The organism is Lysobacter sp. A421 (assembly GCF_054052145.1).
The window spans coordinates 1-16,808 of record NZ_JBSVRL010000003.1 but is presented as its reverse complement, the minus strand read 5'-3'; the positions used below and the strand labels follow the sequence as shown (position 1 = coordinate 16,808).

22 protein-coding genes are annotated in these 16,808 nt (G+C 60.8%); 4 read left to right on the top strand and 18 right to left on the bottom strand.

The window, feature by feature from the left end; translation table 11 throughout:
• Positions 1-6: 6 nt before the first annotated feature.
• Positions 7-330: an antibiotic biosynthesis monooxygenase family protein gene (locus ACW7G6_RS09785; protein ID WP_456978762.1), complete on the bottom strand. Its 324-nt coding sequence runs from the start codon at positions 328-330 to the stop codon at positions 7-9.
• Positions 331-349: 19 nt separating this feature from the next.
• Positions 350-1,273 (bottom strand): bifunctional helix-turn-helix transcriptional regulator/GNAT family N-acetyltransferase, encoded by a 924-nt coding sequence (locus ACW7G6_RS09780; RefSeq protein ID WP_456978763.1) that lies wholly within the window; start codon positions 1,271-1,273, stop codon positions 350-352.
• Between the two features lie 120 nt (positions 1,274-1,393).
• Here ACW7G6_RS09780 and ACW7G6_RS09775 point away from each other — a divergent pair, with 120 nt between their 5' ends.
• Positions 1,394-1,798, top strand: a complete 405-nt coding sequence (locus ACW7G6_RS09775; protein WP_456978764.1) for an ArsR/SmtB family transcription factor — start codon at positions 1,394-1,396, stop codon at positions 1,796-1,798.
• Entirely contained in the window at positions 1,795-2,346 is a 552-nt protein-coding gene (locus ACW7G6_RS09770) for an SRPBCC family protein (RefSeq protein ID WP_456978765.1), read from the top strand. The genes ACW7G6_RS09775 and ACW7G6_RS09770 overlap by 4 nt, the downstream gene beginning before the upstream one ends.
• 95 nt (positions 2,347-2,441) lie before the next feature.
• On the opposite strand, the gene ACW7G6_RS09765 is transcribed toward ACW7G6_RS09770, so the two are convergent.
• The 14 genes from ACW7G6_RS09765 to ACW7G6_RS09700 form a co-directional block, all read right to left on the bottom strand.
• Positions 2,442-2,945 (bottom strand): N-acetyltransferase family protein, encoded by a 504-nt coding sequence (locus ACW7G6_RS09765; RefSeq protein ID WP_456978766.1) that lies wholly within the window; start codon positions 2,943-2,945, stop codon positions 2,442-2,444.
• Positions 2,946-3,142: 197 nt separating this feature from the next.
• Positions 3,143-4,105: a Gfo/Idh/MocA family protein gene (locus tag ACW7G6_RS09760; RefSeq protein WP_456998278.1), complete on the bottom strand. Its 963-nt coding sequence runs from the start codon at positions 4,103-4,105 to the stop codon at positions 3,143-3,145.
• 210 nt (positions 4,106-4,315) lie between these two features.
• A complete protein-coding gene (locus ACW7G6_RS09755; RefSeq protein ID WP_456998167.1) occupies positions 4,316-4,852 on the bottom strand; it encodes a hypothetical protein in 537 nt (178 codons plus the stop codon).
• Between the two features lie 148 nt (positions 4,853-5,000).
• The gene (gene pruA, locus ACW7G6_RS09750) at positions 5,001-6,626 is read right to left on the bottom strand and encodes an L-glutamate gamma-semialdehyde dehydrogenase (protein WP_456998166.1); all 1,626 of its coding nucleotides are present in this window, start codon (positions 6,624-6,626) and stop codon (positions 5,001-5,003) included.
• A 201-nt stretch (positions 6,627-6,827) separates the two neighbouring features.
• Complete coding sequence (locus tag ACW7G6_RS09745; protein ID WP_456978770.1) at positions 6,828-7,013, bottom strand: hypothetical protein; 186 nt, start codon at positions 7,011-7,013, stop codon at positions 6,828-6,830.
• 36 nt (positions 7,014-7,049) lie between these two features.
• Positions 7,050-7,961 carry a DUF2268 domain-containing putative Zn-dependent protease gene (locus ACW7G6_RS09740; RefSeq protein WP_456978771.1) on the bottom strand — a complete coding sequence of 304 codons (912 nt, stop codon included), beginning with the start codon at positions 7,959-7,961 and terminating at the stop codon, positions 7,050-7,052.
• A 106-nt stretch (positions 7,962-8,067) separates the two neighbouring features.
• Positions 8,068-8,211 (bottom strand): hypothetical protein, encoded by a 144-nt coding sequence (locus ACW7G6_RS09735; protein ID WP_456978773.1) that lies wholly within the window; start codon positions 8,209-8,211, stop codon positions 8,068-8,070.
• Entirely contained in the window at positions 8,212-8,580 is a 369-nt protein-coding gene (locus tag ACW7G6_RS09730) for a GFA family protein (RefSeq protein ID WP_456978774.1), read from the bottom strand.
• 68 nt (positions 8,581-8,648) lie between these two features.
• Complete coding sequence (locus tag ACW7G6_RS09725) at positions 8,649-9,035, bottom strand: hypothetical protein (protein ID WP_456998165.1); 387 nt, start codon at positions 9,033-9,035, stop codon at positions 8,649-8,651.
• A gap of 121 nt (positions 9,036-9,156) precedes the next feature.
• Positions 9,157-9,399, bottom strand: a complete 243-nt coding sequence (locus ACW7G6_RS09720; protein WP_456978776.1) for a hypothetical protein — start codon at positions 9,397-9,399, stop codon at positions 9,157-9,159.
• Positions 9,396-10,154: a glucose 1-dehydrogenase gene (locus ACW7G6_RS09715; RefSeq protein WP_456998164.1), complete on the bottom strand. Its 759-nt coding sequence runs from the start codon at positions 10,152-10,154 to the stop codon at positions 9,396-9,398. Before ACW7G6_RS09715 ends, ACW7G6_RS09720 begins: the two co-directional genes overlap by 4 nt.
• A complete protein-coding gene (locus ACW7G6_RS09710; RefSeq protein ID WP_456978778.1) occupies positions 10,151-11,074 on the bottom strand; it encodes an NAD(P)/FAD-dependent oxidoreductase in 924 nt (307 codons plus the stop codon). The genes ACW7G6_RS09715 and ACW7G6_RS09710 overlap by 4 nt, the downstream gene beginning before the upstream one ends.
• A gap of 3 nt (positions 11,075-11,077) precedes the next feature.
• Positions 11,078-11,989: an SDR family oxidoreductase gene (locus ACW7G6_RS09705; RefSeq protein ID WP_456978779.1), complete on the bottom strand. Its 912-nt coding sequence runs from the start codon at positions 11,987-11,989 to the stop codon at positions 11,078-11,080.
• Positions 11,990-12,045: 56 nt separating this feature from the next.
• Entirely contained in the window at positions 12,046-12,786 is a 741-nt protein-coding gene (locus ACW7G6_RS09700; protein WP_456978780.1) for an SDR family oxidoreductase, read from the bottom strand.
• A 111-nt stretch (positions 12,787-12,897) separates the two neighbouring features.
• Between ACW7G6_RS09700 and ACW7G6_RS09695 the strand changes: the two genes are divergently transcribed.
• On the top strand, positions 12,898-13,824 hold the full coding sequence (locus ACW7G6_RS09695) for a LysR family transcriptional regulator (protein WP_456978782.1): 927 nt from the start codon (positions 12,898-12,900) through the stop codon (positions 13,822-13,824).
• Positions 13,825-14,154: 330 nt separating this feature from the next.
• Here ACW7G6_RS09695 and ACW7G6_RS09690 read toward each other — a convergent pair whose 3' ends face one another.
• Both ACW7G6_RS09690 and ACW7G6_RS09685 read right to left on the bottom strand, forming a co-directional pair.
• A complete protein-coding gene (locus ACW7G6_RS09690) occupies positions 14,155-14,688 on the bottom strand; it encodes a GNAT family N-acetyltransferase (RefSeq protein ID WP_456978783.1) in 534 nt (177 codons plus the stop codon).
• Between the two features lie 461 nt (positions 14,689-15,149).
• Complete coding sequence (locus ACW7G6_RS09685; RefSeq protein WP_456978784.1) at positions 15,150-16,019, bottom strand: LysR family transcriptional regulator; 870 nt, start codon at positions 16,017-16,019, stop codon at positions 15,150-15,152.
• Between the two features lie 94 nt (positions 16,020-16,113).
• Here ACW7G6_RS09685 and ACW7G6_RS09680 point away from each other — a divergent pair, with 94 nt between their 5' ends.
• On the top strand, positions 16,114-16,614 hold the full coding sequence (locus tag ACW7G6_RS09680; protein WP_456978785.1) for a lactoylglutathione lyase family protein: 501 nt from the start codon (positions 16,114-16,116) through the stop codon (positions 16,612-16,614).
• Positions 16,615-16,808: the final 194 nt, after the last annotated feature.

The following is a 16,808-nucleotide window of genomic DNA, read 5'->3' as shown; positions in this document are numbered from 1 at the left end:
CGGATCTCAGCCTTCGCGTCCGTAGGCCCGCTCGACCTTCGCGATCCTCACCGTGTACTGCGAGTACCAGTCCGCTCGGCCCTGTGACTGGGCGAGCCGGTGCTCGGCGTTGCGCTTCCAGGCGGCAATCGATTCCAGGCTTTCCCAATAGGAGACGGTAGTGCCGGCCCCGTCCGCCCCGCGGGCGCTTTCGATGCCGAGGTAGCCGGGCTGTTGCGCCGCCAGCTCGTCCATGCGGATGGCCATCTCCTGGTAGCCGTTGTCACCCTCGGTGCGCTGCGCGGTGAAGATGACGGCGTAGTAGGGGGGGCGTGGCGTGTTGGCTGGCATGGGAATCCTTCTGTACCGGTCAGTGGCCGCCGTCCCCGGGCATGCCGCGGTCGTTGGCGGGTGCGACGCGTTTCTCCAACCAATGGTCGGCGTAGGGGTTGTCATTGTACGCGGCGATCATGGCGTAACCCTGCCGCTGGTACAGCGCATGGGCTTCGACCTGGCTGCGGTTGGTGTCGAGTCTCAGCGTGTGCATGCCCATGTCGATAGCCTGCGTCTCCAGTGTGTCGAGCAGCCGTTGCGCGACGCCGAGCCCGCGCGCCGACGGGTGCACCCAAAGGCGCTTGATCTCGCCGACGCCGTCGCCGATGGCCTTCAACGCGACGCATCCGACGGCGTCGCCATCCAGCCGCGCGAGCAGGAATACGCCGTATGGCGGCAGAAGCTCCCGCGGTGTGGCGCTGGGACCGCGTGCGGGATCGAAGCCGGTGCCGATGCGCTGTTCCAGTTCGGCGATGTACGCCGCGATGCAGGCGCGCGCCTCGCGTCCCGCCGGGTCCGCGGCGGCGATGGCGACCGCGCCGGCGCGCAGCAACCGCTCCACCTCCGCCATCGCCGCCAGCAGGCGTTCGCGTTGCGGTGGGCCGAGCTGGTGCAGCAGGGTCGCCGCGATGTCGTCCGAGCGCGCTTCCAGCACCCGCCATTCGCGCAGGCCCTTGCGCGTCAGCGAGGCACGGCGCACGCGTGCGTCCTGCGGTGAAGGCCGGGTGGACACCAGGCCCTGCGACTCCAGGGAGCGCAGCAGGCGGCTCAGGTAGCCGGAGTCGAGCGACAAACGTTCGCGCAGGTCGCGCACGTCCGCGCCTTCGTGCCCGATCTCGAAGACCAGTCGCGACTCGCCCCAGGGCCGGCCGCTGTCGAGGTAGTCGTCGGTGAGCACGCCAATGCGCCGCGTCACGGTGCGGTTGAAGCGGCGCACGCGCTCGATCTGGGTGCTGTCCATTACCTGACTTTAATCAGACAAATGGCGCAACGCAAGCAGACTCCGGTTCGTCCGCGATGGCGCCGGAAAATATTTCACCAAACGGTTGACAATTACCTTGAGCGGCATATATTCAACCATATGGTTGACAAATACTCCCCCCCGCTCGACACCGTGTTCCGCGCCCTGTCCGACCCGACCCGGCGCGCGATGCTGCACGACCTGGCCGCTGGTCAGCGCACCGTGAGCGAACTGGCCGCGCCGTTCGACATCTCGCTGGCGGGCGCTTCCAAGCACATCCAGGTGCTGGAACGCGCCGGCCTGATCCAACGCGAGGTGCAGGGCCGCGTGCATACCTGCCGGCTCGACGCGGGTCCGCTGCATGCGGGTGCGGAATGGCTCCGCCATTACGAGCGCTTCTGGACCGGGAAACTCGATGTCCTCGAAGCCATCCTCAAGGCCGAGGACGCCGCCCCCAAACCCAAGCGGGACACCACCCGCAACCCCCCCGCCCGCAGAACCCGTCCCCCACGGAGAAAGCCATGAACCAGACCATCAAGATCGCCACCCCCGAGGCCGATTACGGCATCGTCAGTGCACCCCAAACCGTGCGCATCCAGCGTTTGCTGCCCGGTCCGATCGAGCGCATCTGGTCCTACCTCACCGAGGGCGAACTGCGCCGCCAATGGCTGGCCGCCGGCGACATGGAACTGGACGTGGGCGCACCCTTCGAGCTCGTCTGGCGCAACGACGAGTTGACCGACCCGCCGGGCCGGCGCCCGGAAGGCTTCGGCGAGGAACACCGCATGCAAAGCCGCATCACCGAACTCGACCCACCGCGCCGGCTCGCCTTCGCCTGGGGCGAGGGCAACGTGTCCTTCGACCTCGAGCCCAAGGGTGACCAGGTGCTGCTGACCGTGGTCCACCGCGGCATTTCCGACCGAGCCAACCTGCTGATGATCGGCGCCGGCTGGCACCTGCACCTCGACATCCTGGTCATGCGCGCGAAGGGCGAGACGTCAGAGACGCCGGAAACCTTCTGGGATGGCTGGACGCGCCTGCGCGCCGAATACGACCACCGCATCCCGGCCTGAGAACAAAGGTGCGGATATGTGTGCGTGAGGACTAACACCTGAGTTAAGCCGCTCGGCGTCCTCCGCTGGGCCAATGCGGCCAAGCGCCGCAGCCGCTATCCACCGTTGTCCGCGAGCGCCTGAACTGCCTCGACCGAGAGCGCGTAATTTACCCATATCGGGTCCGCCTGCGCGCCGAGCCGCTCGTAAAACCGCTTGCCAGCTTCATTCCAGTCCGCGACTTGCCACCGCACTCGCCCGCACCTCCTGGCCACGGCCTCCCGAGCGACGGCTTTCATCAATGCCTCTCCAACCCGCTGCCCCCGTGCCTCAGGGGCGACGAATAATTCCTTCACGAACAGCACAGGTACAGCCTCCGCGGTAAACGGAACGATGTAGAACACGGCCGTACCAACAACATGGTGTTCACTCTCGGCAACCAAGGCATGGAAGTCGGGCGGTGAACGACGGAAGCCTCGCTCCCGGAGGACATCCTCAGTTACGGCGAAGGTGTCGGCGTACTGCTCAAACTCTGCCAAGGAGCGCATGAGCGGGAGCAAGCTGGGGATGTCTGCTTCTACCGCGAGACGGACGTTCACAACGTCTGTGCTTTGGTTCACACGCAACTCCTGGGTGAGGTCTAACGAGGCCTGCTCGGCGATGTAGTCGATGAACTCGCGGCATGGGTCGGGCTCCCTGATTGCACCGAAGCGTCGGGCAAATCGGCGGCGTTGCCAAGTGCGTGTTGCGTGCTACTGCGTCCCGGAACGAAGAAGGCCGCCCCTGCGGGCGGCCCTCCTGTGGTGAGGCTTGTCGCCTACGCCTTGTTAGGTGCGCCAGCAAGAATCTCAGTCATGACCCAGTTGGTTTTCGCAGCCTCCACACCCAAAGATGGGTGCGGAGAGCCGGTCTGTAAGTGTTTGATCATGTTTTCGACATGAAAAGTCTGAATGTGTAAAGGGTTTTCAATGAATACTGATCTATCCGATCCATCGACATGCAGTTCCAGGGGCATCTCATCAAACACGGAAAATCTTATCGTGCCCCTCTCTCCGATAATCTTAACTTCATCTTTCCTGCTGGCACCGCCGAAAATCCAGCTGCCACTCCCAAGCGCCCCATTCGCGAACCTCCAACATGCACTCACCGCGTCCTCAGTTCGATACAGGCCTTGCTGATTAACTGCGATACCAGACGCGGCGTCAATGTCTCCCAGCAGGAAATGAAACAAGTCGATGCCGTGGCTGGCAAGATCAGAAAAATATCCCCCCGGCGCTGCCAGAGGATCTGTCCTCCAATTCGGTTCCCCGCTCAGGTCTCGTGGGGAGGGCTGCTTTACAAGATGCCAGTGTACCTCTCGAACTTGGCCGATTAGATCCTGCGATAACCATGACTTCAGTTCCGTGAAACGTGGCAACGAACGGCGATAGTAGGAAACGAATAGCGGTAGCCCCCGCGCTGCGAAAGCATCAACCATACTCAGGCATTCTTCGTGATCGAGCGCCATCGGCTTTTCAACGCAACAAGGTTTCCCTGCGCGCGCAACTTTCAGTGCCAACTCCTTGTGGCTCGCAGGCGGAGTGGCCACATAGACGGCATCCACCTCTTTAGCCGAAATCAAGTCATCTACGTTCTCATAAACGAATGGGACGCCATGGCGTCTTGCGTAGTCCTGGGCCGACAGGAAGCTTCTCGACGCTACGGCCGTCAGGGCAGAGCCCGCAGTACCGTAGAACGCCGGGCCACTCTTCACTTCGGCCACCGCGCCGCATCCGATCATGCCCCAGCGAATGATTGGAGCCGCCTCACGATGTTGCACAGGATGCCTCCCAGGGCTCATCCGACTGTCATGACTCAACACCAAGGTAGCCCGGCATGGATTGAGCCAGCTCTTCCATCATGGCGTTGAGGCGATGGAACTCTGCGTCATAGACGCCGGGTTCCCAGATGAAAGCCGCAATGAACATGTTGAACCCCCTCGGCTACCTGACTATGAGTCTTTAAATTCCACTTCGGCTCCATCCAGCAACGGCATGAAGGGCTCGGAAGCGGAAAGTTTGAGGTCTACCCAGAAGGTGATTCTTTCGGCCCCCGGCGGACGTTTGGCAAAGTGTGTCTTAAAACCGGCATTGAAGGTTCCGTGCTCGACCTGCTGCAGGGTTTGTTGCAGTGATCGTAACTCGGCTTTGCCTTCAGGGGTGAGTGCGAACAGATATATCGTGATCGGAAGATCCGAACTCAAAAACCCACCGGGACGTGTTTCCTTTGTGACACTCAAGGCGTTCACACCCATTTCGCTTGATTGGGCAACGGATGGATTTTTAATCGAGAAATTGAGATGGGTTTTCGCTACGTCGACTTCGAAGCCTTGAGGCACCGAGAGCCTGACCCGAAGTTGTGCCGGATCGACTTGCGCCAATGAGCGCGGAGACATGCTCGACAGGCTCATCATGGTTGAAAGCGGAATGGATACGCAACCAGAAATGCACATAGTCGTTGCGAGCAGAATTCCTAAAAGAAATCGCATGTTATATCCCCTGACTAACGCTTGAATAACGCGCACTATAACTATCGATGTTGATCTGGAAAGAGCAGTCGTTCTCGGTCTGCGAAATGAAACCAAAACCGGGCCACCTCAACCTGACCCCGTTTCATCTGAGTTCGGTTTGAACGTTTCATCCCATAAACGGATACCGGTAATCCGTCGCCGGCACGAACGTCTCCTTGATCGTGCGCGGGCTGATCCAGCGCATCAGGTTGAGGATCGAGCCGGCCTTGTCGTTGGTGCCTGATGCGCGGGCGCCGCCGAAGGGTTGCTGGCCGATCACGGCCCCGGTGGGTTTGTCGTTGATATAGAAGTTGCCGGCGGCGTTGCGCAGGCGTTCCAGGCCTTGCTCGATGGCGTAGCGGTCCTGGGCGAAGATCGCGCCGGTCAGTGCGTAGGGGCTGGTGCAGTCGACCAGGTCGAGCGTGTCGAGCCACTTGTTTTCGTCGTACACGTACACAGTCAGTACCGGCCCGAACAGCTCGTCGCGCAGCGTGCGGTAGTCCGGGTTGCTGGTGACGATGATGGTCGGGCGCACGAAATAACCGTCTGCATCGTCGTAGTCGCCACCGACCAGTATTTCCGCGTCACCTGATGCCTTCGCCTCGTCGATCGCGGCCTTCTGGGTCTTGAAACTCGCCGCGTCGATCACCGCGCCCATGAAATTACTGAAGTCGGCCACGTCGCCCATCGCGATACTCTCGACTTGTTCCACCAGCAGGTTCTTGAGTTGCGGCCAAAGGTTGCTCGGCACATAGACGCGGCTGGCGGCGGAACATTTCTGGCCCTGGTATTCGAACGCGCCGCGCACGATGGCCGTGGCCAGCGCGACCGGGTCGGCGCTGGCGTGGGCGATGATGAAGTCCTTGCCGCCGGTTTCGCCGACCAGGCGCGGGTAGCTCGCGTACTGGTCGATGTTGTTGCCGACCGTGCGCCACATCTGGTGGAACACCTTGGTCGAGCCGGTGAAATGGATGCCGGCAAGGTGTTTGTTCTTCAGCGCGGGATCGCCGATGTCCGCGCCACTGCCAGAGAGCAGATTGATCACACCGTCGGGCAGGCCGGCTTCTTTGAGCACCTGCATCAAAAAGTGCGCGCTGTAGACGGCAGTGCTGGCCGGTTTCCACAGCACCGTGTTGCCGCACAGCGCCGGCGCGGTCGGCAGGTTGCCGGCGATGGCGGTGAAGTTGAACGGCGAGACCGCGAACACGAAGCCTTCCAGCGGCCGATGCTCCAGCCGGTTCCACATGCCGGGCGAACTTTGCGGCTGCTCGCGCAACAGTTGTTCGTAGAACGCGACGTTGAAGCGCAGGAAGTCGATCAACTCGCAGGCGCTGTCGATCTCGGCCTGGTGGCAGGTCTTGCTCTGGCCGAGCATGGTCGCGGCATTCATCACGTCGCGATACGGACCTTCCAGAAGATCGGCGGCTTTCATGAACACCGATGCGCGGGCTTCCCACGGCAGGTTGGCCCAGTCCTTCTGCGCACGCAGCGCGGCGGTGATCGCCGTCTGCACCTCTGTCGCGCCGCCTTGGTGGAAGTCGCCGAGCACATGCGCGTGGCGATGCGGCATCACCGCCTGGCCGAGCTTGCCGGTGCGCACGTCCTTGCCGTCGATGACCAGCGGCATCTCGATGGTCTCGCCCGACATCCGCGCCAGCGTCGCCTGCAGGCTGGCGCGTTCGGGGGATCCGGGGGCGTAGGCGCGGACCGGCTCGTTGACGGGCACGGGAACCGTGGAGATGGCGAGGGACATGGCGGACTCTCCTGCACGGGGGATACCGATTGTAGGCATCATGCCGTGAAGGCAGACCCGGAAGCTTGTGCGCGGCTCCCGAGGTGCCGCAACACTGGCATCATCGGCAATTTGGCGGCCATCATCGACCCGATGGCGCACCCGCGAGCAAAAACGGGGTCAGGTTCACTTCTTCTCACGATAGGTGAACCTGACCCCGTTTCATCGGCTCCACACCGCCTTGGCGTCGGGAGCGGCAGCCAGCGCCTTGCGCAGATCGGCCGGGACGGTGGGCTCGGGTTGCTTCTCGGTGGGCAGGACCAGGAACGTCCACGCGGCGCCTTTTCCGGGTTCGGCAGGGTGGTGGAGCTTTGCCTTGAAGCGAATGTCGGAAGTCGTCTTGGCCATTGCACGTGCCTCCATTTTTGTGGAACCGCGCCCAATCTAATCCAGGGCGATACCCGGCCGCCAACCGCTACGGGCCAGGAACGCCTCCGGGTCGGTCATCCCGAAAATGTCGCGAAGCGCCTGCTGCTTGTCGTCAGCCTGCTGGTAATACGCCTTGGTGATGCGATAGCCGACCCAGTAACCGAGATCCGCGGGCTTCTCGGGCGTGCTGTTGTAAATCCATTCCGATAGATCGGTCTTGTCCATGTCGGCGGCGAACGCTGTCTCGATCTCCATTTCACGGCCGGCGACCAATCCGTCCATATAGGCGTAGGCGACGGCACCAGTCGTCAGTTCCGCGATGAACTCGGCCGCGCCTTCCTGCAGCGACTCGGCCAGGACGGTGGCGTCCTCCCCGGAGAACGAGGCCGACTGCTGGACATGCGCGAACTCGTGCGCGGCGACACCCACGAGCCGGTCCTCGATATCGGGGTTGATGAAGTCGGTCGCGCACAGCGCCTCAAGGCCGATCTGCACGCCGGTATCACGCGAGCCAACCCCGACCGGCTTGCCGCGACCCACCGCGATCGTGATCGGCGGAAAGCGCGCCTCGGGATAGAGATCGGTGAGCTTGCCCATCGCGACCGCCAGTCTTTCACGCACCTGCGGCAGGACATCGGCACAATCGCGCGCCTCGACATAGATCTCCGGCCGTTTGGCAATGGCGGCGGCGATCGACTCGCCGGTAACCCGGCGCAGCCGCGCGAGCTGGTGCAGGCCTTCCGAACCTGGGTCCAGATAGTCGTGTTGCAATGTCTCGGCCGTGGGGTGCCCATCGGCGGCGTCGTAGATTTCGTAGAAGCGGGTGACGTCGCCGGTCTCGATGACGGGCTGCGTGTCTTTCGCCGCGACATTACCTGCTGCCGTGGCAGCCACGAAAGTGATGGTGGCCATCGCAATCTTGATCATGCTGTTCTCCAGGCTTTCCGTGCTGGAACGGTGCCATGCGGTGTCACGGGATCGAACGTCCCAACCGGCACCGTGCGGATCGGCATATGCAGTACGCCGACCGACGTCAGCGTCCAAGCGGAGGCAACGACGCGCGGTACGCCTCGATACGCGGGCGCAGCACTTCCAGCCGCGCCAGGCTGTCCTCGCGCCATTCGGCGTCGCGGTCGTAGAAGTCCTCGAACGCCTTCGCCCCATCGGGCAGCACCACTCACGGCTGCTTCGACGCCGTGCAGACGTGCACATCCGGCGGCAATACGTCGGGGTTGTCGAGCGTGCCGACCCGCACGAATCGGGTCAGCGGGCCGCTACCGCTGTAATGGCTCCACAACGCCACCTTGCACGTTGGGCAGCGCATCACCTGCTGCCCGCGACCGCTGGCCGACGGTGTATCCACCAGCTCCGGTGCCACGCCGAGGCTCTCCACCCGGTCCGACTCGATCATCGCGTTGAGTGCGAACGACGCGCCGCTCTCGCGCTGGCACCAACGGCAATGGCAGCAATGCACCACCAGCGGCCGGGTGAGGATGCGGTAACGGACCTGGCCGCAGGTGCAGCCGCCTTCGATCGGATAATCCATCGGATGCTCCTCGTCGGACGATGCGACAAGGGTCCGGCAAATGGATGGCGTTTTCCAGCCCGCTGCCGTTAACCGGCCATCTTTCCGAGCATGTGATCGATCACTTTGCTGTGCTCGTGCTGCGGGCTGAAGAGAACGACCTCGGCATCCTGGCCGACCTTGACCGTGTGCCCGGGTGGCCAATAGAACAAGTCACCGCCATTGACCGCCTCGCTGTCCCCGTCCGCGTAGGTGACAGTGAGCGCACCTTGCAGCAGGTAACCCCAATGCGGGGATTGGCAAAGATCGTTTTCCAGCCCCTGCAGCAGCGGCGCGATATCGGTGCCTGCGCCGAGTGAAAAGTACTCCCCGCTGATCGTGCCGCAGTCGGCGGCGCTGCCGAACTCCGTCTTCTGACGGGCGACGGCCCCGGGCACATCAATCCTGACGGGTATGTCCTGCTTGGCAATTCGCATCGTGGATCCTCCTTAGGGCGCAGGGACGAACAAGTGGCCTGCGCCCTGATAGAACCAACGCGAAGCGGCGTCGGACCGGCCGGCGTTTGCCAAGGGCCGGGTGCGCGGCTGGTCCCGACTTTCACACCTCTTGTGCCCAGCCCGCCTCGGACAACCCCGCATAGTGGGAGATGCGCAGGATGTCCTCCCGACCGTACTCGGTCGCCGAGACAAACAACGATTCCCCAAAGCGCGGGACCAGATGCAGTCCCGCGGGCGACAAAATGCTCCGCTCACGGTCGAGGTCATCCACTGCCACGACGATCAAACCGCCGAAGCCGGTGATCTGCTCGACGCGCCCGTCCTCAAGAAGCAGCCCGCTCAAACCGCGATTCCTCCATCCACGCTAAGGGTCGTGCCTGTAGTAAACGCTGCGCTCGGCGAGCACAGGTAAAGGACCGCCCCAGCGATCTCTTCGGGGCGACCAGTGCGCTTCATCGGCTGCAGTCCATTGAGAAAGTCACGGCCGCTTTCTTCCGCTCGTGTCTCCTCGTTCATGGGTGTGTCGATCACGCCTGGACACACCACATTGACTCGTACCCCTTGCGTTGCGAACTCCACTGCCACCGATTTGGTCAGCCCGATCACTGCAAACTTGCTCGCGTTGTATACCGCTGTGCTTGGAAAAGGTCTGATACCCAGAAACGAGGCGGTATTGACGATGGCGCCACCGCCACTTTGTATAATTGCGGGAACTTCGTGCTTCATGCAAAGCGCGACGCCGCGCACGTTGACGGCCAGGATGCGGTCGATGGTCTCAGTCGTCACCTCGGTGATGGGGCTGGATTCGAGAAAAACACCCGCATTGTTGAAAGCGAAATTCAAGCCACCGAACGCCTCAACGGTCTGCGCAACCATTGAGGCAACGTCTTCTTCGGCCGAAACATCGGCCCGCACAAACAATCCTTTGCCGCCTGCTTGCTCGATGAGGGCAACCGATTCGGCGCCCTCACTTTCCCGCCGCCCGACAACGACAACGACAACGTTGGCCCCTTCTTGAGCAAAGGCAAGGGCGGTGGCCCGGCCAATGCCAGAGGTGCCGCCGGTAACGAGAACAACTTTGTTGGCAAATGTTTTCATAAAGTTAACTCCAACGCAGCTCGTCTTTCAGCCAGTCGGGATCCCAGCAGATACATCGTCACGATGGGGCCGACCGTCGTGCCAGCCGCGGCGGCGTGGGCGAGATGCGCCACTGGATCGTTGGCATTTCCGATCGCAAAAATCCCTGGTCGGGTTGTGCGTCCTGCGCTGTCGGTTTTCGCGAAGCCAGCATCGTCGACGTCACATATCGACGCCGCGAGATTCGAGGCAGCGCGGAGGTTTGCCGCCACCCAAGCGGCATCGCAAGGTATTTCCCCGCCACTTTCGGTTGACAGCCCAGCAAGCCGTTCGCCTCGATGAACAAGCCCCGTCACCACATCTTGCGTGATCTTGATGTCCAGAAGTCTGAGACGCTCCGCGTCCGCTTGGCTGAAGATGTGTTTGGTGACAACCGTTACATCGGATGACCACATCCAGACCCATGACGCCATCTGCGCAAGGCGGTCCGGTACGCCGAACACGACGAAACGCTGATTGCGAACCTCATATCCATCGAAGCACGGACAGACCCGAACGTCGCGTCCCCACGCTTGAGGCAGACCCGACAGCGGCGGAAGCTCGTCGGTGAGGCCGGTCGCAAGCACGATGCTCCGCGCAGTAACAACGTCGGTTTGGCTCCGCACATCGAACAGACCATCTTCTCGTGGCACGATCGCCTGAACGAGCTCCGTGCGAATATTGACGCCGTAGCGGAGCACCTCGTCGCGGGCGCGCTTCAGCAACTCGGCAGGCGTCATTCTGTCGAAGCCCAGAAATTCGCGCACCTCGTCCACGGCGAAGATCCTCTGCGGGCCACCGTCGTAGACAATCATCGAGCGCCCCGCGCGCCCGAGGAAAAGCGCAGCACTCAATCCGGCAATGCCCGCACCTACAACGACTGTATCGACAACCTGCTGCATGATTCAAAGACCTCCGGCCAGCTTCGCCGGCTTGAGCAAATCGGCAAGGCCGATGCGGTGAAGCATTTCAGCTTTGACGCGGTCCATCACCGCGAAGGCGACGTTCGCACCGTCCTGGGCCGGGTCGTAATGAACGCGGAAGGGGCGTTCGCCGAAGGGCGTATCGACAACATCGACGATCGCACGCGACACACCTTCAGGATCGGCATCGTCCGGCACGGTCGCTGCCAGCTTGGGCTGCAGCTCCTCGGCAAAGCTCTTGTATGGACCAGCCTCGTATTCCGCCACGCGCTGCTCGTCGGCCGGCCGGCCCGAATGGACAAAGTGATTGGTGCCCTTGGTGAAAGCCCCCGGCACGATGATCGTGGTTTCAATGCCCCAGCGGGACAACTCTCGGGCATATTGAATCGCCAACGCATCCATTCCCGCCTTCGCCGCGAAGTAGGGTGCCAGGTAGGGCGGCGTGCCGCCGGTCACGCTGCTGCTTGATACCCAGACCACCAGGCCCTGTTTGGCGGCGCGCATGTGCGGCAGCGCAGCGCGGTTCACCCGCTGCGTGCCGAGCACGTTCACGTCATATTGCTGGGCATATTGCTCCGGCGTGAAGGCTTCGGCCGGGCCGAACACCATATGGCCGGCATTGTGGATGAGCACGTCGATCCGTCCGCTTCCAGCGATGACCTCCTCGACGGCTGCATTGCTCGAGGGCTCCGACTGCACATCGAGTTCGACGGAGCGAAGGTCCACGCCTTCGCGCGCCGACAATTCCGCCAGTTCGGTCGCGTTCTTCGCGTTGCGCCCGGCGATGTCGCGCATCGAGGCATAGACGGTGTGGCCGGCACGGGCGAGCGCTTCCGCCGTCAGGCGGCCGAAGCCGCTGGAAGCGCCGGTGATGAGAATGATCTTCTTGGACATGACAGTGTTCCTTTCAATTAATCGCGCTCTTGGGCGCGTGATTGAGGGGATGGGGGTCAGACCATGCCGCCATTGGCGCGCAGCACCTGACCGTTGATCCAGGCGCCATCGGGTCCGGCGAGAAAGGCGACGGCCGCCGCAATGTCCTCGGGCGTACCGAGCCGTTCGAGCGGATTCATCTTCGACATGCGCTCGATCAGTTCCGGCGACTTGCCGTCGAGGAAGAGCGCTGTCGCAGTCGGTCCGGGCGCAACGGCATTGACGGTGATGTTGCGGCCGCGCAGTTCCTTGGCGAGGACGCCAGTCAACCCTTCGACCGCGGCCTTGGTGGCGACATAGACGCCATAGGTTTCGAGCTTGAGCCCGACGACGCTGGTCGATAAATTGACGATCCGGCCACCATCGCGCAGACGCCGTGCGGCCTCGCGCAGGGTGTAGATGCTCCCCTTGAGATTGACAGCAATCTGGCTGTCGATGAGGGTGTCGTCGCCATCGGCAATCGTCGCCAGGCGCATGATGCCGGCGTTGTTGACCAGAACGTCGATACCGCCGAAAGCCGCTTCGGTCTTGTCGAACAGACGCGCCACCGCCGCCGCATCGCTGACATCGGCTTGCGCGGTGAGGGCCTTGCCGCCGGCAGCCTCGATCTTGCCTGCCAGTTGCTCGGCCTCGCCGGCATTGCCAGCGTAGTTCACGACGACCGTGAAGCCGTCCTTGGCGAGGCGTTGGGCAATCGCTGCACCGATGCCACGCGAGGCTCCGGTGACGATTGCGACCTTGTTGGTGTTCGTAGTCATTCGAGTTCTCCTTTGTGGTGTGTTGCTGACAAAGGAGAGTCTGTGCTTTTCAAAGTCTCGGATAATCCCCTGTAATCTGGCATCACTATCCGAAAGTAGCGAACAAATAATATGGACCGCTTCGATGCCATGCGCATCTTCACCCGTGTCGCCGAGCGGCGCAGCTTCACATTGGCGGCCGACGATCTGGGAGTGCCGCGCTCGACCGCAACCGATGCCGTCAAGCACCTGGAACGGCGGCTGGGTGTACGCCTGCTTGAAAGAACGACGCGCGTTGTAAGGCCCACGCTGGACGGGGAAGCCTATTACCAGCGGTGCGTTCGCCTGATTGCCGACCTGGAGGATGCAGAAGCGGGTTTCAGTGGAGCCAAGCCCTCGGGCCTGCTGCGCGTCGATGTTCACGGTACGCAGGCGCGCTATTTCCTGCTGCCCGGCCTGCCGGACTTCCTTGCGCGCTATCCCGACATCCACTTGCATCTAAGCGAAATTCACCAGCCGCTCGACATGGTACGAGAAGGCTACGACTGCATCGTGCGCGCCGGCGCGCTGACGGATTCTTCGCTCTATTACCGCAAGCTAGCCGAGTTAAAGCGCGGCACCTTCGCCAGTCCGGATTATCTCGCTCGCTTCGGAACGCCGCGCACGCTCGATGATCTCACCAACGGCCATAGAATGATGGGTCTGCTGGCCCCTGACTCATCGTCCATCAGGCCGCTCGCATTCACCGTTGCGGGCAAGGTTCAGGAATTGATGTTGCCCAGTGTTCTTACGGTCACCGGACCGGACACCAACCGTGCGTCGGCCTGTGCCGGCCTCGGCATCGTTCAGGTGCCGCGCTACGGTGTGGTTTCCGAGCTTGCCAAGGGTACGCTTGTCGAATTGCTGGCGGACTACCCGCCGCCGCTCCTGCCGGTGCATGCGCTCTATTCCCACACACGTCAGCTTTCGCCCCGCCTGCGCGTCTTCATCGATTGGCTGGCGCAGCAATATCGAACACGCGACGCCCCTGAGAATGGCAACTACCCAAAAACGGGGTGATGCACTTTCTTCTCACGATAAGTGAACCTGACCCCGTTTCACGGCCCCGTTTCACGCTTCGTATGTTGCAGAAATGGCTAACGCCTGAGTTAAACCGACCCGCGTAGCGGGTTCGGATCGAATGAACTGCTAGTCCTGCGTGCCAGCATGTTAGTCAGCCCTGAACTTGCGACCTGATGGCCGGGAAGTAGCCCAAGAGAGGTAGTCAACTATTGCCTCTCCAATGCGACGACCAGTTGAGGTCTTGAGCATGTGGTCGCCGCCAGTGACGGGCAGGTCTAGCGCCTGAATCAAGCCGAGCCGCGAAGCGGCTTCGGCTTGAATGAGTTCTTAGCTCTCAGTCCTACCAACTGAGAACACCTGTTCTGTGCAGATTTCGCCCTTGTAATCAACTTGCCGAGTATCGATCTGACGCATGCCAGAGCGCGCCAAAATGGTCAGGCACGCTGCATTGCGGGCATCGGTACTAGCAACAATTTCTGCAACAGGGGTTGCTGAAAACAGTAAACCGATCAGCCCACGAGCACACTCAGTGCCGTAACCGTTACCTTGCGCAGCCGGGGTGATGCTAAGGCCGAATTCGGCCTGTGCGCAGTCCGGCGAAAGCCATATGCCCGCATCACCGATCAACAAGTCATTTTCTACGGAAGCGATACCTAACTGATGCCACGCGCCAGGAACCAGACAAGCGTGCTGGACTTGACTCTCCAGAAAGCCCGAAGCGTCTGCGGCTGTCATGGGCGACCAACCCTGAAGCCTGGCAACCTCAGCGTCACAGCGGTAAGCGTGGAAAGCGCTGAGATCGTCTTGCCGTAATGATCGGAGGCGGAGACGCTGCAGGTTGTAGGGCAGATGGTCAAACATCTTGGAATTTTCTCTGAGGGCTAACACCGTAGTTAAGCCGGCCCGCAACGCGTAGACCGGATGCTGGTGGAAACCGAGCTACGACTCTGCGTGGAAATGGGGCTTCGCGGGCTCGGCTTGAACGACCAGTTAGGTTGCAACCGTAGCCGAGAAAAGTCAGTTGCGAAAGACCATGCTGGGAGCAGCGTACTAGATGGCACCTGTGCCGGATGAGCTGCACTGCGCGAACTGAGACGGTTGCCTTGATATGGCCGAGCGAGAACCCAGTTGCGCAGGCCTCCGGGCGTGTCCGCTGACAACGGCGGAGCGGGAAGAGTCACGAGTTGCAGAACCGAAAACTGTGGTGAAGCGCATCAAGCAATCGTTGCGACATTCACTGCCACGCATGATGTTTCTATTGGGACCTAACACCGAATTCATCGGCTTGTCCGCTGAAGTGCTTTGTTAAATCTCGACCGAATTCAGAGCCATCGCCTGGCTTCCACAATGACGGTTTCCATTCTCTTCTGCAGTGCCCTGTGGCGCCGGCAGCAAAGGTATAGCGTCTCACTTACCGGATTGGAGAGCCAATGAATTTTGATTTGCTCGGGCTTGTTAAACGCCTCAACCGCAAAGGCCGGTAGCACTGTAAAACCCATCCCCATACTGACCGGCTCCAAAATCAATCCGATCTGGTTTGAGAATCCCTTTTTAGGAAACAGGTTGCTGTGCTGGAACTCAGGATAGTTGGCGCCAAGCAACAGGTTGGCGTGATAACTTCCGTCAGGGTGATCAATAAAGCCTAGAGCCATCAAGGTTTTCCAATCCGGGTCTTCAACCATCGAAGGCGTCACCAACAATAGCGACTCTTCCGCAACAGGAGTGCAACTGACGTCCGGCAGGGCGGATTTCGACGTCATAAATCCGATATCCATGGTGGATTCCGCGATTGCGCTCTCTACATCGGAATTGGGTGCAAAGCGATAATCGATAATGAGTTTTGGGTGCCTGCTCTGCAACGCCAATAAATGTGAGTATAGCTTGAGTCCAACGCTCCCCGGAGACATCACCCGCACCACTCCTTCATAAGGAGGATCTTCTCCGATTTTTTGCTCCAGATTCGACAACGCCAATAGAATATCCTGCGCTTCGGCGTACAGCCTTTCGCCTGCATCCGAGAGCGAGAATTTCTTACCCTCCCTTACAAGCAACTCGGTGCCGAGTTGCTCTTCTAACTTGCGCACATGCTGACTCACCCCCGACTGCGTCATATGCAGGCGCTCGGCCGTTCGGGTGAAATGACCAATTTCAACGAGGGTACAAAAGCTGCGTAACCAGGTAGTGTTTATCATTACAGTATGTAATCATCCTAATGACAAATGATAATTTTACCTAATTATAGGTGCTCTGTAACCTATTCTCAATGTTACGAGAGGAGGACACGCAATGAGCAACGTTTACCCAAGAAATTTCTCACACATCGGCATTTCCGTACCAGACCTTAAGCGGGCCGTCCAGTTCTACACAGAGGTAATGGGCTGGTATCTGATCATGGAACCAACCGAGATCGAAGAGGACGACAGCGCAATCGGAGAGATGTGCACGGATGTCTTCGGAGCAGGGTGGGGAAGCTTCCGAATCGCCCATCTATCCACCGGTGACCGGATTGGTGTGGAGCTGTTCCAGTTCAAAAATCAAAAAAAACCGGCAGACAACTTTGAATACTGGAAAACCGGCGTCTTCCACTTCTGCGTGCAAGACCCCAACGTTGAAGAACTCGCCGAGCGTATCGTGGCCGCTGGTGGTAAACGGCGCATGGAGAAACCGCGCTACTACTATCCGGGTAAGAAGCCCTACCGCATGATTTATATGGAAGATCCATTCGGAAACATCGTAGAGATCTACAGCCATAGCTATGAGCTGATATACAGCGAGGGAGCCTATTGAGCCATTGGCAAGTGGAGTTGCAGCGGGCGAAGCCCGCTGGATTTAACGCCTGATTAAGCCGACTCACGAAGTGGGTTCGGCTTGAACGAATTGTTAGGCATCGCAGGTTAACAAAGTAAGTGCAACACCCGCGACGCCCGGAAAAGAAGAGGTGAGCTGGCAGACTGGGAGGGATTTCTCCGGCAAGAGACGAT

Excerpts from the sequence above, each read along its gene's own strand:
- ACW7G6_RS09705 (WP_456978779.1), bottom strand. The coding sequence starts at position 11,989 with ATGTCCAAGAAGATCATTCTCATCACCGGCGCTTCCAGCGGCTTCGGC.
- ACW7G6_RS09715 (WP_456998164.1), bottom strand. The coding sequence starts at position 10,154 with ATGAAAACATTTGCCAACAAAGTTGTTCTCGTTACCGGCGGCACCTCT.
- pruA (WP_456998166.1), bottom strand. The coding sequence starts at position 6,626 with ATGTCCCTCGCCATCTCCACGGTTCCCGTGCCCGTCAACGAGCCGGTC.
- ACW7G6_RS09745 (WP_456978770.1), bottom strand. The coding sequence starts at position 7,013 with ATGGCCAAGACGACTTCCGACATTCGCTTCAAGGCAAAGCTCCACCAC.
- ACW7G6_RS09785 (WP_456978762.1), bottom strand. The coding sequence starts at position 330 with ATGCCAGCCAACACGCCACGCCCCCCCTACTACGCCGTCATCTTCACC.
- ACW7G6_RS09695 (WP_456978782.1), top strand. The coding sequence starts at position 12,898 with ATGGACCGCTTCGATGCCATGCGCATCTTCACCCGTGTCGCCGAGCGG.
- ACW7G6_RS09755 (WP_456998167.1), bottom strand. The coding sequence starts at position 4,852 with ATGCGATTTCTTTTAGGAATTCTGCTCGCAACGACTATGTGCATTTCT.
- ACW7G6_RS09690 (WP_456978783.1), bottom strand. The coding sequence starts at position 14,688 with ATGTTTGACCATCTGCCCTACAACCTGCAGCGTCTCCGCCTCCGATCA.
- ACW7G6_RS09740 (WP_456978771.1), bottom strand. The coding sequence starts at position 7,961 with ATGATCAAGATTGCGATGGCCACCATCACTTTCGTGGCTGCCACGGCA.
- ACW7G6_RS09700 (WP_456978780.1), bottom strand. The coding sequence starts at position 12,786 with ATGACTACGAACACCAACAAGGTCGCAATCGTCACCGGAGCCTCGCGT.
- ACW7G6_RS09680 (WP_456978785.1), top strand. The coding sequence starts at position 16,114 with ATGAGCAACGTTTACCCAAGAAATTTCTCACACATCGGCATTTCCGTA.
- ACW7G6_RS09725 (WP_456998165.1), bottom strand. The coding sequence starts at position 9,035 with ATGCGAATTGCCAAGCAGGACATACCCGTCAGGATTGATGTGCCCGGG.
- ACW7G6_RS09730 (WP_456978774.1), bottom strand. The coding sequence starts at position 8,580 with ATGGATTATCCGATCGAAGGCGGCTGCACCTGCGGCCAGGTCCGTTAC.
- ACW7G6_RS09770 (WP_456978765.1), top strand. The coding sequence starts at position 1,795 with ATGAACCAGACCATCAAGATCGCCACCCCCGAGGCCGATTACGGCATC.
- ACW7G6_RS09780 (WP_456978763.1), bottom strand. The coding sequence starts at position 1,273 with ATGGACAGCACCCAGATCGAGCGCGTGCGCCGCTTCAACCGCACCGTG.
- ACW7G6_RS09775 (WP_456978764.1), top strand. The coding sequence starts at position 1,394 with ATGGTTGACAAATACTCCCCCCCGCTCGACACCGTGTTCCGCGCCCTG.
- ACW7G6_RS09685 (WP_456978784.1), bottom strand. The coding sequence starts at position 16,019 with ATGATAAACACTACCTGGTTACGCAGCTTTTGTACCCTCGTTGAAATT.
- ACW7G6_RS09710 (WP_456978778.1), bottom strand. The coding sequence starts at position 11,074 with ATGCAGCAGGTTGTCGATACAGTCGTTGTAGGTGCGGGCATTGCCGGA.
- ACW7G6_RS09760 (WP_456998278.1), bottom strand. The coding sequence starts at position 4,105 with ATGATCGGATGCGGCGCGGTGGCCGAAGTGAAGAGTGGCCCGGCGTTC.